The organism is Bradyrhizobium sp. CFUWI, from assembly GCF_056429085.1.
In genome coordinates this window covers 314,128-329,307 of record NZ_JBWJZE010000005.1, presented here as the reverse complement: position 1 = coordinate 329,307, position 15,180 = coordinate 314,128, and the positions used below count along the sequence as shown (strand labels likewise).

Here is a 15,180-nt window from a genome sequence, read left to right as displayed (position 1 = left end):
GGGCGGTCCCGCAGGACCGAGCCAGGAACCTCGAGATTCCGGGCTCGATGCTGCGCATCGCCCAGGAATGACAGCCTCCCTTACGTCCTCACCCTCGCTGCAACATTCTGCTCGACGCCAGCCTTCTGTTCCGCAGCAACTGCGCGCTTGAAACCGTCGCGCTGCTGCAGGCGGGCCCAATAGGCTGCGACATTTGGCCCAAAATCCTTGGCGAGCCCGATGTTGCTCGCCAGGCGGAGCGCGTATCCGATGACGATGTCAGCGGCCGTGAAGCGGCCCGCGCACAATGTTTCGGCATTCGCCGTCGCTGCCTCGACGGCGCGCAGTCTCCCCAAGAACCATTTTGCGTAGTCGGTGGCGACTTGCGGGTTGCGGCGCTCCTCCGGCTCGAGCTGGGTGTATCGCAGCACCAGCGTCTGCGGAAAGGTTAACGTGGCATCGCTGAAATACATCCAGTTCAGGAAGGCGCCATAGGCGGGATCCTCCGGTCCGACCATCAGCGACGTCGGGCCGTATTTGACGCCGAGATAGTGGCAGATGCCGGAGGATTCGGTCATCCTGGTCTCGCCGTCGACCATGAAGGGAATCGTGCCGAGCGGATTGAGCGCGAGATATTCCTTGGCGAAGACGCGCGGCGGGAACGGCAGCATCTTCAGCTCATAGGGCAGCCCCATCTCCTCCAGCATCCAGAGCGGACGAAACGAGCGCGCGGCGTCGCAATGATAGAGCGTGATCATCAGGCGTTTCCTTTGCTCCCCGGCAGCGTGCCCATCATCTTGCACAGGACCATCAGCATGACCTCGTCGGCACCGCCGCCGATCGAGGTCAGGCGGCTGTCGCGATAGGCGCGGCTGACCGGCGTCTCGTTGGTAAAGCCCATCCCGCCCCAATATTGCAAGCAGGCGTCGGTGAGCTCGCGGCCGAGCCGGCCGGCCTTCAGCTTGGCCATGGTCGCGAGCCGCGTCACGTCCTCGCCGGCGACCAGCTGCTCGCCGGCCCGATAGATCAGCGCGCGCAGCAGCTCGACCTCGGTCTGCATCTCCGCGAGCTTGAAGTGCACGACCTGGTTGTCGAGGATGCTCTGACCAAAGGCCCTGCGGTTGCGCGTGTATTCGATGGTCTGGTCGATGATGTATTCATGCGCCTTCAGGCAGGCCGCCGCGCCCCAGAGCCGCTCCTCCTGGAACTGGATCATCTGGTAGGTGAAGCCCTTGCCCTCCTCGCCGATCCGGTTGCGCTTGGGGACGCGGACGTTGTCGAAGAAGATCTGCGCCGTGTCGGAGGAACGCATGCCCAACTTGTCGAGCTTGCGGGCGACCGTGACGCCCTTGCTCTTCATGGGCACGCAGATCAGCGACTTGTTGCGGTGAACGGGCCCGTCGCCGGTGTTGGCGAGCAGACAGATCCAGTCGGCCTGGGTGCCATTGGTGATCCACATCTTGCCGCCATTGATGACGTAATCGTCGCCGTCCGAGCGGGCCTGCGTCTTGATCGACGCGACGTCGGAGCCCGCGCCGGGCTCGGAGACGCCGATGCAGGCGACGAAATCGCCCGAGATCGAGGGTGCCAGAAACTCGCGGCGCACCTCGTCCGAACCGAAGCGCGCCAGCGCCGGCGTCGCCATGTCGGTCTGCACCCCGATCGCCATCGGCACGCCGCCGCAGGTGATGGCCCCGAGCTCCTCCGCCATCATCAGCGCATAGGAATAATCGAGGCCGGAGCCGCCGAACTCGACCGGCTTGTTCAGGCCGAGGAAGCCGAGGCTGCCCATCTTCTTGAACAGCTCGTGCGCCGGGAAGATGTCGGCCTTCTCCCATTCATCGACATGAGGATTGATCTCGCCCGCGATGAATTTCTGCAAGCTGCGGCGAATGTCGTCGTGGTCGGCGGTGAATAGCATTTTATCCTCTTCGTCATTCCGGGGCGCGCGAAGCGCGAACCCGGAATCCATTTCTCTACAGTGCGTGCGGCCCGATGGATTCCGGGCTCGACGCTTCCGCGTCGCCCCGGAATGACGGCGTCCGTCACAACCCCATCTGCCGTGACGCCAGATCCTTCATGATCTCCTCGGTACCGCCGCCGATGGCGTTGACCTTGACCTCACGGTAGATGCGCTCGGCCTTGATGCCGCGCATGAAGCCGGCGCCACCGAATATCTGTACGGCTTCGGAGGCACAGAACGCCATGGTCTGCGTCGCCTGGTTCTTCATCATGCAGATTTCCGCAACCGGGCTCTCGCCCTGCTCGAGCCGCCAGGCCAGCATCTCAAGCATTGCCTGCGAGGCTGCCACCTTCTGCGCCATGTCGACGATCTTGTGCCTGATCACCTGATGCTGGGCGAGCGGCTTGCCAAAGGTCTTGCGCTCCTTGGCATAGGCGATGGCCTCGTCGAGGCAGACCCGGGCGAAGGCGGTGCAGCCTGCCGCCATGCCCATGCGCTCGCTGTTGAAATTCTGCATGATGATCTTGAAGCCCTGCCCCTCCTCGCCGATCAGGTTTTCGGCTGGCACGCGGCATTCGTCGAAATGCAGCGTCGCGGTGTCGGAGGCCCACCATCCCATCTTCTTCAGCTTGGTGCGCGACAGGCCCGGCGTGTCGCCTTCAATCAGGAGCAGGCTGACTCCACCGGCGCCCTCACCGCCGGTACGCACGGCAACGGTCAGATAATCGGCGCGCATGCCTGAGGTAATGAAGGTCTTCTCGCCGCTCACGACGTAGTGATCGCCGTCGCGCCGTGCCCTGGTGCGGAGGCCCGCGACGTCGGAACCACCGCTCGGCTCGGTGATCGCGAGCGCGGAGATCTTCTCGCCGGACAGCACCTGCGGCAGCACCCGCGCCTTCACCTCAGGCCGCGCCGCGCGCGCGATCGGCGGCGAGCCGATGGTGTGGCTCATCAGGCTGGCACTGACGCCACCGGCGCCGGCCCGCGCCAGCTCCTGGCTCGCGACGATCTTCATGAACTGATCGGCAGCGATGCCGCCATATTCCTCGGGAAATCCGAGGCCCAACAGGCCGATCTCGGCCGCCTTGCGATAGAGCGCGCGGGGAAATTCGCCGGCCTCGTCCCATTCATGGGCGAACGGCGTGATCTCCTTCTCGACGAAGCGGTGCATGACGTCGCGAAAGGCGTCGTGCTCGGCGGTATAGAACGGGCTCTTCATTGGTCTCGCCCTGTTGGCGGATTCGCTGGTCCACCATGGCTGGAACATTTGCCATTCACTTGCGCGGAGTGGCTGACCATGGGAGCAGCTCCACCGCAGCCTATCACCCAGCAACTCCACGCAAGACGATTTTCGTCCCGCACTGGCTAACTCGGCTCAAAAAAACGTTGCTGCACAGACTCCGGCTGGCGCCAACGCCACGCCGGGCATCGCGCACGGGCAGCAAGCAGGAGGGCGGCACCGACCGCCGAGGGAGGAATTCTTGGCCGTTCGCTATTACGACTGGATCGTCCATCATGGCCGCCGCACACCGAACAAGGTCGCGGTGATCGACCTCGCGAGCGAACGCCGCTTCACCTATTCGCAGCTCGATGCCCGTGTCTCGCGCCTCGCCTCGTTCCTGCGCCACACGTTGAACGTCTCGCGCGGCGACCGCGTCGCGGTGCTGGCGCTGAACACGACTGACACGCTGGAGGTCCAGTTCGCCTGCGGTCGCCTGGGTGCGATCTTCGTGCCGCTGAATACCCGCCTCACCGTTCCCGAGCTTCAGTTCATCACCGGCGATTGCGCGCCGAAGGTGATGATCCACGACACCGATCTCGCCGAGACGGCACTTGCCGTCGCCAAGCGCTGCGGTGTCGCGACCAGCCTGCTGCTCGGCCCGGGCGGATCCTACGAGGCCGGCATCGCCGCCGCAAAGCCGCTCGACCGCGCTGAAGAGGTCACGCTCGATGACGTCTCGACCATCATGTACACATCGGGCACGACGGGCCATCCGAAGGGCGCGACCATCACCCATGGCATGACCTTCTGGAACTGCGTCAATCTCGGCGGCCCCGCCTGCATCGGGCCGGCCTCGGTGCTGCTCACCGTGCTGCCGCTGTTCCACACCGGCGGTCTCAATTGCTACACCAATCCGGTGCTGCACGCCGGCGGCACCGTGATGATCATGCGCGCCTTCGATCCCGGCACGGCGCTCGGCCTGATCAACGATCCCGCGCAGGGCATCAACGTGTTCTTCGGCGTGCCGGCGATCTACCAATTCATGGCGCAGCACCCGGCCTTCGCGACCACCGACCTCAGCCGGCTGATCGTCGGCGGTGTCGGCGGCGCTCCGATGCCGGTGCCGCTGCTCAAGGTCTGGGAAGCGCGCGGCGTTGCGCTTCAGCAGGGCTACGGCATGACCGAGACCTCGCCGGCCGTCTTGGTGCTCGATCGCGAGGATGCCGCGCGCAAGGCCGGCTCCGCCGGCAAGCCGGTGCTGCATACGGAGGTGCGCATCGTCCGGCCGGACGGCAGCGATGCCGACGTCGGCGAACTTGGCGAGCTCTGGGTGAAGGGACCCAACATCACGCCCGGCTATTGGAACAGGCCGGAAGCGAACAAGACCTCCTTCACCGACGGCTGGCTGCACACCGGCGATGCGACCCGCGTCGACGAGGAGGGCTTCTACTACATCGTCGACCGCTGGAAGGACATGTACATTTCCGGCGGCGAGAACGTCTATCCGGCCGAGGTCGAGAACGTCCTGCATCAGCTCAGTGCCGTCGCCGAAGCTGCCGTGATCGGCATCCCGGATCCGCAATGGGGCGAGGTCGGCCTTGCCATCGTCGCGGTCAAGCCTGGCCAGAAGCTCACTGAGGCCGACGTCTTGGCGCATTGCGCGGCCAATCTGGCGCGTTTCAAATGCCCGCGTCAGATCCGCTTCGTCGACGCATTGCCGCGCAACGCCACCGGCAAGATCCACAAGCCGACCTTGCGCAAGGAATTCTCGGTCTCTTCCGAGGTCGACAGGAAAGTCGCCAACGCCTGACCACAGCGCCCTTGGCGGACGCTTTTATCTTTCCGGCACGCCGGCCGGTCGATCGCGGACTATTGCGTCAGGAACAGCGCAAAAGGCTCTTCCACCGTGCGGCGCAGATGCTTTCGATACAGGGCGTGGTTGGCATCGTTGGGCGCAACCCGCCCCAAGGATGGCTGCGGGACGTTCCTGAGCGGCACGTAGGCGATCGGTGCCGCGATCGGCGTGAGCTGCGAACCAGGGCCTGCACGGAGCGTCGAGATGATGCCGTACATCTCGCCGGCGACCGTCGGCCGCGACACCGTGATCACGCGATGTTGGCCGTGCTTGATGATGACGAGGTAGACGAAGCCTGATTGATGGGGAACGGCGACCTCGCCGGTATGCTCGTAGGCGGCATCGGTTCGATCGCCCTCGCGGAAGACCAGAGAAGAGACTTTCCGCTCCCAGATGATCTCGGTGCGGTAGGCGAAAATCGCGTCCTTGTCGCCGAAGGACGGCCGCAACGTGATGTAGACGTCCTCGAGCCAGGTCACGGCGCGATGCGCATAGGAGCCGAGGCTGTCGGGAGCGACATCGTTGGCGGCCTGAGACGCCGGCACGACGGGGCTTTTGCGTAAGGATACGCCCAGTGCCTGCTCCAGCCGCACCGTCGTCGCCAGGGTGAACGGCCGTCGTCCGCCGAGCACCTTCTCCAGCGTCGAGAGGCTGAGCTTGGCCTGCTCGGCCAGCGCCTGCCGGGAAATCCTGCGTCTGGCGAGCTCCTCGCGAATGGTGTCAGCGATCTCGCGGCTCTGCTCGTCCGAAAGCTGCTTGTCGGAAACCTTGTCCTGCATCTGCATCGTTGGCCCTGCTCCAGCACGGCCATTCTAGCAGGCCGGACAAACCAGCACAAAACCGCACATGGTCACCCCGGCCACGGCGCACCCGGCCGGCCGTGGCGGAACATTGCCGATCATTCTGCTCGCGAAAGCGGCCGCTCCCGACGAATGCTCGGAGCCAGCAAACGCCCTTTCGGGAGCAGGCCAAATGGACACCTACGACACAGCCGACGACGACGAGCACCCCATGTTGAAAGGGCTGATCAAGCTCGGATTGCTTCTTCTCGCGCAGGGCATCGCGGTGATGCTGATGGCGTTCGTGGCCCTGCTGGTCAGCTTCGGGACGAGTTGGTCGGCAACGACCGAGCAGGCCAGCCTGCTCCAGCCCGGCGATCCCAGGTCCGGAAGCCTGCTCCTGAAGGACGGCGGCGCCATCACGGAACCGATCCGCCTCGGCATCGACGTCGACATCACGGTTTCCGGCCCGACCCTGCGCGCCCGGGTCACTCAGGCCTTCCGCAACCCGACCCAGGATTGGGTCGAGGCGACCTATGTCTACCCGCTCGCGACCGGCGGTGCCATCGATACGCTGAAGATGGTGGTCGGCGACCGCATCATCGTGGGAGACATCAAGGAGCGGCAGCAGGCACGATTGATCTACGAAGAGGCGCGCCGCGCCGGTCAGAGGGCCGCGCTCACCGAGCAGGAACGGCCGAACATCTTCACCAATTCGGTTGCCAATATCGGCCCTGGCGAAACCGTGCTGGTGCAGATCGAATATCAGGAGCCTGTGCATCAATCCGGCAACGAATATTCGCTCCGCCTGCCGCTGGTGATCGGACCGCGCTACAATCCGGCGCCGATCGTCCAGAGTGTCGATTTCCGCAACGACGGATCGGGCTGGGGCGCGACGACGTCGGACCCGGTAGCAGATCGTGACCGCATCTCGCCGCCCGTGCTGGATCCCGCCAAGACTGCACCGGTCAATCCGACCAGCATCACGGTGCACCTGAAGGCCGGCTTCGCGCTTGGCGAGGTCAAGAGCCACCACCATAATGTCAAGATCGAGAGTCCGGACAGCACGACACGAATCGTCACGCTCGCCGACGGCGCTGTCCCCGCCGACCGCGACTTCGAGCTGACGTGGAAGCCAGTCACCGACAAGGCGCCGTCGGTCGGCCTGTTCCGCGAACGTGTCGGCGATGCCGATTATCTGCTCGCCTTCGTCACCCCGCCCGGCGCCGAGCAGGCGACACCAAAGCCGCTGCCACGTGAGGTCGTGTTCGTGATCGACAATTCGGGGTCGATGGGCGGCACGTCGATGGTCCAGGCCAAGGCGAGCCTCGCTTACGCGCTTACCCGGCTTCAGCCGACCGACCGCTTCAACGTCATTCGCTTCGACGACACCATGGACGTGTTGTTTCCCGCTTCCGTGCCGGCCGATGCCGCGCATGTCGGCGAGGCGACCTCGTTCGTGGGCGCTTTGCAGGCGCGCGGCGGCACCGAAATGGTGCCGGCGATGCGCGCAGCGCTGGCCGACAAGCTCGGCGACACCGGCATGGTTCGCCAGGTCGTCTTCCTGACCGACGGCGCAATCGGCAACGAGCAGCAATTGTTCGAAACGATCACGGCGATGCGCGGCCGCTCGCGTGTCTTCATGGTCGGCATCGGGTCGGCACCCAACACCTATCTGATGACCCGCGCCGCCGAGCTCGGCCGCGGGGCCTTTACCCATATCGGCTCCGTCGAGCAGGTGGAGGAACGCATGCGCGGCCTGTTCGCCAAGCTCGAAAATCCGGCCGTGACCGGTCTCACCGCGAAGTTCTCCGAGGCCAACGCCGACGTCACCCCGGCGATCATCCCCGACGTTTATCGCGACGAGCCGCTGGTGCTGGCGGCAAAGCTCGACAAGCTCGCAGGCTCACTCGAGATCAGGGGGCGCGTCGGCGACCGCCCATGGTCGGTGACGCTGCCGATGCAACATGCCGCCGAAGGCAAGGGCCTGTCGAAACTCTGGGCCAAGCGCAAGATCGGTGACGCCGAAGTGGCGCGCGCCATGCGAGAGCTCGCACCCGGGGAGGCGGACAAGGCGATCCTGACGCTGGCGCTCGACCATCAGATCGTCACGCGCCTGACCAGCCTCGTCGCCGTCGACAAGAGTCCGAGCCGCCCCGAAGGCGCGCTGCTCAAGCTCAGCGAATTGCCGATCAACCTGCCGGCCGGCTGGGATTTCGAGAAGGTGTTCGGCGAACGGCCGCAGATCCCGGCGCAGCTGCGCGAGCGCCATGCCGATGCGGGCACCTCACCGGCCATGCGGCGCCCGACACCCGCAGCGCCCGATTCAATCCGTCTGCCCAAGACGGCGACCTCGGCCGAGCTGAAGATGATCGCGGGCCTGATCCTGATCGTGCTCGCCCTTTTCCTGTTCGTGTTCAACCGGCGTCGGCCATTGCTCACCAACGCCGCTTGAGAGAGGAGCCCCCGACTCCTCTGTTAGCGCGCGCGGCTGCCTGTCCCGTAACCAACGGCCGCGCGCGTCTTTTTTTGGGGGTGTCATTCCGGGGCGATGCGAAGCATCGAGTCCGGAATCTCGAGATTCCGGGTTCGGCTCTACGAGCCGCCCCGGAATGACCAACAAAGAGATGCAGATGCCCCGCCTCATATCTCCTCTGGTTCTGGCCCTGATCGGCCTCTTCCTGTTCGGCGACGGCGCCTACATCCACGCCAAGGCATGGCTCGCCCAAATGCTGCTTGAGCGGGCGTTCGACCGAAGCATTGCGACGGGACAGGCGGTAAAGCCGTGGTCGTGGGCCGACACCTGGCCGGTGGCGCGGATCGAGGTCAAGCGGATCGGTGCCAGCGCCATCGTGCTGGACGGCGCGAGCGGACAGGCGCTGGCGTTTGGCCCCGGCCATATCCACCAAACAGCCGATGCCGGTGAACGCGGGACTGCCGTCTATGCCGCCCATCGCGACACTCATTTCCGCTTCCTGCGCAATGTCGTCATTGGTGACATCATCGATGTCACACGTCGCGACGGTCGCCATTTCCGCTATCGCGCGGATTCCTCGGCCGTGGTTCGTTTCGATGCATCGGGCATCGACGCTACGACACAAGGTTTCGAGCTTGTTCTCGCGACCTGCTGGCCATTCGACGCGGTCACCTCCGGCCCCGAGCGCTACATCCTGCATGCGACATTGATCGGAGCCGACAAATCGCCCACCGCGCCGACGACACGCGGCAGCGTCGCTCATTCCACCACACGGCATACCCCCGTGGTTGCCAGTCCGAAGGACTCGCCATAGAACGGAGTGACGCTCGACCAAGAAGAACAACAGGTGAGGTCACGGCATGGAAGCCCAAGTGTCTGCTGCGTCCGCGTTCCATCCATGGTCTCCACCGTCCGATGCCAGCGACATCGTCAAGGGCATCCACGCGATGCTGCATCCGCGCAACATCGTGCTGGTGGGCGCAACCGACAAGCCCGGCAATTATGCCGAACGCATCTGGAACAATCTGGTCAAATACGGTTTCGGGGGCGGCCTCTATCCGGTTAACGCCAAGCGCGATGCCATCTGGGGCGTCCCCTGCTACAAGGATTTTGCGAGCCTTCCCGAGAAGCCCGATCACGTTCTGGTGCTGGTGCCGGCGCGTTTCGCCGTACAGGTGATCCGCGACGCCGCGGCGGCCGGCGCGCGGTCGGCCACTATCGTCACCTCCGGCTTCAGCGAGCTGCAGGACGAGGAAAGCCAAAAGCTCGCCGCCGAATTGCAGGCGGCCGTGCGCGAGACAGGACTTGCAGTCACGGGGCCGAACTGCCTCGGCAATCTGAGCGCCGGCGAAAAGCTCTTCACCAACATCGACGACCGTGTCGTGACCATGGAGCAGGGCGCGGTGGCGATCGCCGGGCAGTCCGGTGCCATCGTCATGGCGATCCGTCAGGCGCTTGAGGATCGCGGCGTCGGTGTCGGCTACATGGTGACAACAGGCAATGAGACCGGACTCGAGACGCCGGACCTGATGCGCTATTTCGCCGAGGATCCGAGCGTCAAGGTGATCGTCGTCTATCTCGAGGGCGTACGCAACACCAGGGCGTTCCGCGACGCCTGCAAGGCGGCGCGCGCCGCCAGCAAGCCCGTGATCGCGCTCAAGCTCGGCGCATCCGAAGGCGGCCGCGCTGCGGCGATGGCGCACACCGGCGCGCTCGCGGGCTCGATCGAGACGTTCGACGCCGTTGCAACGCGCGAAGGCGTGATCCGGGTCGGTGGGCTCGACGAGCTGATCGAGACCACCGAATGCTTCGTCCACGCGGCCGTGCCCAAGGGCGACCGGTTCGCCGCCGTCACGCTGTCGGGCGGCAAGCGCGGCATGCTGATCGACGCCTTTGACGCAGAAGGCCTGAAGTTTGCGCCGCTGAGCCCGCATGTCAGCTCGGAGCTGGCGAAGATGCTCGGACCGGGCTCGATCGTCGGCAATCCGCTCGACGCCGGATTTGCCGCGGTCGTCGATCCCTCCGTCTATATGAAGTCGATCAAGCTGATGATCGACGATCCCGATATCGACATCGTCATTGTCGATGCCGAGCTGCCGAAGGCGCCGCACGAGCTGCGGGAGCGCAATTTGCGCATCGTCGACGAGATGGCGGGCAAGGCCGGCAAGCCGGTGATCTACATCAGCGCGATGTCGATCGGCTTCACCGAGTTCACCAAATCCTTGCGCAAGTCGCTGCCGCATCTCGCGGTCATGCAGGGCATGGACCGGGCGGTGACCGCGATCAAGTCGCTGCTCGCCTACGCCAAGCTGCGCAAGGAGGTGCCCGACCTCGTCTCGAGCTCGAAGCCCGCCGCGCGCGCCGTGCTGGAGAAGGCGCTGAGATCTGCAAGCGGCGCCGCGCTCGACGAGGTCGCCTCGAAGAAGCTCCTGAAGGCGTATGGCATTCCGATCTCGAAGGAGGCGATCGCACAGACCGCGACGGAAGCTGTAGAGATCGCCAGGCAGATCGGCTTTCCGGTCGTGGCCAAGGTCGTCAGCGAGGAGATCCTGCACAAGTCCGACATCGGCGGCGTGGTGTTGAACCTGAACAGCGCGGCCGAGGTGAAGAAGGCATTCGCCGATATCACGGCGCGGGTGAGCAGGTTGAAGGGCAAGCCGAGGCTCGACGGCATCCTGATCGCGCAGCAGGTCAAGGCCGAGCTCGAGCTCGTGGTCGGCGCCTCGCTCGATGCCGAGATGGGGCCTGTCGTGCTGTTCGGCACCGGTGGCATCGACATCGAGCTGATGAAGGACGTCGCGCTCGCTGGCGCGCCCCTGGACGAAGCCGAGGCGCGGCTCCTGATCGGCCGCACCAAGGCCGGCATCAAGATGCGCGGCTATCGCGGCAAGCCGGCCCTGCACGAAGCCTCCGCGGTGAAGGCGCTGGTCGGCCTTTCCAATTTGATCGCGGATGCCGGCGCCCGGATCGCCTCGATCGACGTCAATCCGTTCCTGATCAACACCAGGACCGGCGTGGCCGTCGATGCCCTGATCGTGCTGAACAATGCTGCGGCAAAGCGTGCGGCTGGACATTAGAGCGAAGAAGGCGGCGGGTTACGCTTCGCTAACCCGCCCTCCTTACATTGCGGGCTGCTTCCAACTTCCCCGTTTTGGCCGTAAAACCGTCCCCATATGGCACGTGCGAGCAATCTGGTGATCGGAACGGCGACGCTGGCGGTGATCGCCGTGGCGTTCGGCGGCGTGCTCGGCGTGCAGAAATGGCGCACCATCCAGAGCCGCAGCCAGTTGCGCGTGGTGTTCGAGGGCGGCTCCGCCAGCGGCCTGCGCCGCGGCGGCCCGGTCAATTTCGACGGTGTGCCGGCCGGCCAGATCCGCTCGATCAAGCTGGAGAGTCCGCGCCGGATCGTGGCGCTGGTGATGCTCGACAATACCGCGCCGATCCGCAAGGACACTGTGGCGGGCATCGAGTTCCAGGGCCTCACCGGCGTCGCTGCGATCTCACTGATCGGGGGCGCGCCCTCCGCGCCACCGGTGCCGCTGGACTCGGACGGCGTCCCCGTCCTGACCGCCGACCTCAGCGACGCCGAAACTATCGTCGAGACCCTGCATAGTGTCGACCGCACGATCGTCAGCAACGCCCCCGCAATCAAGGAGGGCCTGAGCACGTTTGAAAATTATACCGCCGATCTGCGGAGCAAAGGCACCGAGATCGACTCCGTGATGGCCAAGGTCGACAGCGCCTTCGCGGGCTTCGACAAGGCGGTCACGAAGATCGAGGGCGTGGTGCCCGGCTTCGTCGACGGCAAGGCCGACGAGCTGTTCGAGAAGATCAAGGGATTGCACGAGCTTGCCGACACCATGAAGAAGAAGTCGGCGGGCTATCTCGAGGACATCCGTCGCTCACTGCTCGATGTCAGCGAAGCCGCCAACAAGATGAGCGGGATACCCACACCCGCCGCCGCCCCGCGCCCGCCGCGCAAGCCTGCACAGCAGAAGCGCTGATCTAGTAGTTGGACGCCGCCGCCTCATTTGGGATGCCGTCGATCGGACACTCATCGGTTCCCGGCGTCGCGCGGGTCATCGCCTCGACCATGTCGCGCGTTCCTTCGGGATCCCTGATCCAGTTCTTGTAGAAATCATACGGGCACGCCGCGACGCCGCGCGGGCTGTCGCCGGAATTGATCATGCCGGTGTAACCGCGGTGGACCAGCTTGTAGAGATGGTTCTGCGACTGGCCGTTGCGGCGCGCATCGCGGATCAGGTGTTTCGAAAGCTGCGCATATTGGATGCCGTAATCCTCCTCGCCGCATTCGCCGAGCGTGCGGCCGTCGAAGCCGATGATCGCGGAATGGCCGAAATAGGAATAGACGCCGTCGAAGCCGGCGGCATTGGCGACCGCGACATAGACGTTGTTGGCCCATGCCATCGCCTTGGAGATCATGACCTGCTGCTCCTTGGCCGGGTACATGTAGCCCTGGCAACGCACGATCAGCTCGGCGCCCTTCATGGCGCAGTCGCGCCAGATCTCCGGATAATTGCCGTCGTCGCAGATGATCAGGCTGACCTTGAGTCCCTTCGGCCCCTCGGACACATAGGTGCAATTGCCGGGATACCAGCCCTCGATCGGCACCCAGGGCATGATCTTGCGGTACTTCTGCACGATCTCGCCCTTGTCGTTCATCAGGATCAGGGTGTTGTAGGGCGCCTTGTGCGGATGCTCCTCGTGGCGCTCACCGGTCAGCGAGAACACGCCCCAGACCTTGGCCTTGCGGCAGGCCTCGGCGAAGATCGCGGTTTCCTCGCCCGGCACCACCGAGGCCGTCTCGTACATCTCCTTGGAGTCGTACATGATGCCTTGCGTGGAATATTCCGGGAAAATCACGAGGTCCATGCCGGGCAGTCCGACCTTCATGCCGACGATCATGTCGGCGATCTTGCGGGCGTTCTCGAGCACCTCGGCCTTGGTGTGCAGGCGGGGCATTTTGTAATTGACGACCGCGACGCCGACCGTGTCGTTACTGCTGGAGATGTCACCGTGAAGCATGTTGAGAGCTCCTGTACCTTATCTGTTTGATGCTGGCGTGTAGCGTTAGTGGCTGATCATCCAGGGCCGCGCCGTCGGAAAACCCTTGGCGCCGCTTCCGGACTTGGTCATCAGCCGCGCCGGCTTCTTCTTGTCCGACGAGCCCTTGTCCTTCACCGTCTTGCCCGACGAGCAGCAGCCGCAGCCGGGGCCGTGCGAGGCCTTGTATTGCGCCAGCGTCTGCGGTGCGTGCGAGCTGCGCTCGTTGACGGCATGCGCCTTGCGCTTGTCGGCCGGCATGCAGAAGAAATTCGGGGCGGTCAGAATCACCCGCGGCGCCATGGTCTCGCAGTGCGGACAGCTTTGCGGATCGTCGCATTCCGCCATCGGGCGCAGGTCCTTGAACGGACCGCAGTCGTCACAGAGATATTCGTAGACCGGCATCGTGTACCCCTTCGCGTTCGGTCATGGCGGAGCGTCCGCTTCACCTCGCCCCGCTTGCGTGGGGAGGTCGGAACGCATCGCAAGATGCGTTCCGGGTGAGGACGGAGTTTCCGCAAACTCACTGTCATCGTTCAGGCGGAGATAGCCCCTCGTCCCAACCCTCTCCCCGTAAGAACGGGGAGAGGGAGCGCAAGCGTCACTTGTCCGGCGAGATCGGCATCTGGATATCGCCGGTGATGTGCTTGATGGGTCCGGCCGCCGACGGCATCACGTCGAAGTCGAAGATCTCCGTCGGCAGCCACAGCGTGGCGCAGGCATTGGGTACGTCGACCACGCCGGAGATATGGCCCTGGCACGGCGCGGTGCCGAGGATCGAATAGGCCTGCGCCCCCGAATAGCCGAACTTCTTGAGGTACTCGATCGCGTTGAGGCAGGCCTGACGATAGGCAATGTGAACATCGAGATAGTGCTGCTTGCCGGCCTCGTCGACCGAGATGCCTTCGAAGATCAGATAGTCCTTGTAGTTCGGCGTGATCGGCGACGGCTTGAAGATCGGGTTCTTGATGCCGTACTTCGACATGCCGTCCTTGATCACTTCCACCTTCAGGTGCAGCCAGCCGGCCATTTCGATGGCGCCGCAGAAGGTGATCTCGCCATCGCCCTGGCTGAAGTGCAGATCGCCCATCGAAAGACCGGCGCCAGGCACATAGACCGGGAAGTAGATCTTGGAGCCGCGCGAGAGATCCTTGATGTCGCAATTGCCGCCATGCTCGCGCGGCGGCACGGTGCGCGCACCTTCGGCGCCGATCTTGGCCTTGACGTCGCCCTTGGCGCGGCCGCCATGGGCGGTCGGCGCGAACGGCGGGTTGGCAAGGCCAGGCACACGGGTCGGGTTGGTCGAGATCAGCTCGGCCTCGCGCTTGTTCCAGGTGTCCAGCATCTTGGGATCGGGTAGACAGCCGATCAGGCCGGGATGGATGAGACCTGCGAAGTTCACGCCGGGCACGTGGCGCGACGAGGTGTAGAGGCCCTTGATGTCCCAGATCGACTTCTGCGCCAGCGGGAAATGGTCGGTGAGGAAGCCGCCGCCGTTCTGCTTGGAGAAGAAGCCGTTGAAGCCCCACAGGCTCTCCTTGAGCGGACCCACGTCGAGCAGATCGACGACGAGCAGGTCGCCGGGCTCGGCGCCCTTGACGCCGATCGGGCCGGAGAGGAAGTGCACGATCGACAGATCGATGTCGCGCACGTCGTCGGCGGAATCGTTGTTCTTGATGAAGCCGCCGGTCCAGTCGTAGGTCTCGATGATGAAATCGTCGCCGGGATTGACCCAGGCCACGATCGGGATGTCGGGGTGCCAGCGGTTGTGCACCATGTCATTTTCATAGGCCGATTTGGTGAGATCGACCTTGATCAGTGTCTCTGGCATCGAGATGCTCC

Annotated in this window: 11 protein-coding genes and 1 pseudogene; 5 read left to right on the top strand and 7 right to left on the bottom strand. The window is 64.6% G+C overall.

Annotated features, from left to right (window positions below; genetic code table 11):
• Positions 1-80: 80 nt before the first annotated feature.
• The 3 genes from AC066S_RS14095 to AC066S_RS14085 form a co-directional block, all read right to left on the bottom strand.
• On the bottom strand, positions 81-737 hold the full coding sequence (locus AC066S_RS14095; protein ID WP_478269968.1) for a glutathione S-transferase family protein: 657 nt from the start codon (positions 735-737) through the stop codon (positions 81-83).
• A complete protein-coding gene (locus AC066S_RS14090) occupies positions 737-1,900 on the bottom strand; it encodes an acyl-CoA dehydrogenase family protein (protein ID WP_135169014.1) in 1,164 nt (387 codons plus the stop codon). Before AC066S_RS14090 ends, AC066S_RS14095 begins: the two co-directional genes overlap by 1 nt.
• A gap of 124 nt (positions 1,901-2,024) precedes the next feature.
• Positions 2,025-3,161 (bottom strand): acyl-CoA dehydrogenase family protein, encoded by a 1,137-nt coding sequence (locus AC066S_RS14085; protein WP_478269967.1) that lies wholly within the window; start codon positions 3,159-3,161, stop codon positions 2,025-2,027.
• A 262-nt stretch (positions 3,162-3,423) separates the two neighbouring features.
• Here AC066S_RS14085 and AC066S_RS14080 point away from each other — a divergent pair, with 262 nt between their 5' ends.
• The gene (locus tag AC066S_RS14080) at positions 3,424-4,974 is read left to right on the top strand and encodes an acyl-CoA synthetase (protein WP_478269966.1); all 1,551 of its coding nucleotides are present in this window, start codon (positions 3,424-3,426) and stop codon (positions 4,972-4,974) included.
• 59 nt (positions 4,975-5,033) lie between these two features.
• Here AC066S_RS14080 and AC066S_RS14075 read toward each other — a convergent pair whose 3' ends face one another.
• Positions 5,034-5,804 carry a helix-turn-helix domain-containing protein gene (locus tag AC066S_RS14075; RefSeq protein ID WP_478269965.1) on the bottom strand — a complete coding sequence of 257 codons (771 nt, stop codon included), beginning with the start codon at positions 5,802-5,804 and terminating at the stop codon, positions 5,034-5,036.
• 187 nt (positions 5,805-5,991) lie between these two features.
• Here AC066S_RS14075 and AC066S_RS14070 point away from each other — a divergent pair, with 187 nt between their 5' ends.
• The 4 genes and pseudogenes from AC066S_RS14070 (at position 5,992) to AC066S_RS14055 (ending at position 12,278) form a co-directional block, all read left to right on the top strand.
• Positions 5,992-8,253, top strand: a complete 2,262-nt coding sequence (locus AC066S_RS14070) for a marine proteobacterial sortase target protein (protein ID WP_478269964.1) — start codon at positions 5,992-5,994, stop codon at positions 8,251-8,253.
• Positions 8,254-8,431: 178 nt separating this feature from the next.
• Positions 8,432-8,992, top strand: a pseudogene (locus tag AC066S_RS14065) (class GN sortase); the annotation flags it as partial.
• Positions 8,993-9,134: 142 nt separating this feature from the next.
• The gene (locus AC066S_RS14060; protein WP_478269963.1) at positions 9,135-11,351 is read left to right on the top strand and encodes an acetate--CoA ligase family protein; all 2,217 of its coding nucleotides are present in this window, start codon (positions 9,135-9,137) and stop codon (positions 11,349-11,351) included.
• Positions 11,352-11,447: 96 nt separating this feature from the next.
• Positions 11,448-12,278, top strand: a complete 831-nt coding sequence (locus tag AC066S_RS14055) for an MlaD family protein (RefSeq protein WP_478269962.1) — start codon at positions 11,448-11,450, stop codon at positions 12,276-12,278.
• Between the two features lies 1 nt (position 12,279).
• Here AC066S_RS14055 and AC066S_RS14050 read toward each other — a convergent pair whose 3' ends face one another.
• The 3 genes from AC066S_RS14050 to fmdA form a co-directional block, all read right to left on the bottom strand.
• Complete coding sequence (locus AC066S_RS14050) at positions 12,280-13,320, bottom strand: aliphatic amidase (protein ID WP_478269961.1); 1,041 nt, start codon at positions 13,318-13,320, stop codon at positions 12,280-12,282.
• A gap of 45 nt (positions 13,321-13,365) precedes the next feature.
• Positions 13,366-13,743 (bottom strand): FmdB family zinc ribbon protein, encoded by a 378-nt coding sequence (locus tag AC066S_RS14045; RefSeq protein WP_126257147.1) that lies wholly within the window; start codon positions 13,741-13,743, stop codon positions 13,366-13,368.
• Positions 13,744-13,939: 196 nt separating this feature from the next.
• Positions 13,940-15,169 (bottom strand): formamidase, encoded by a 1,230-nt coding sequence (fmdA, locus tag AC066S_RS14040; RefSeq protein ID WP_028133835.1) that lies wholly within the window; start codon positions 15,167-15,169, stop codon positions 13,940-13,942.
• Between the last annotated feature and the right edge of the window lie 11 nt (positions 15,170-15,180).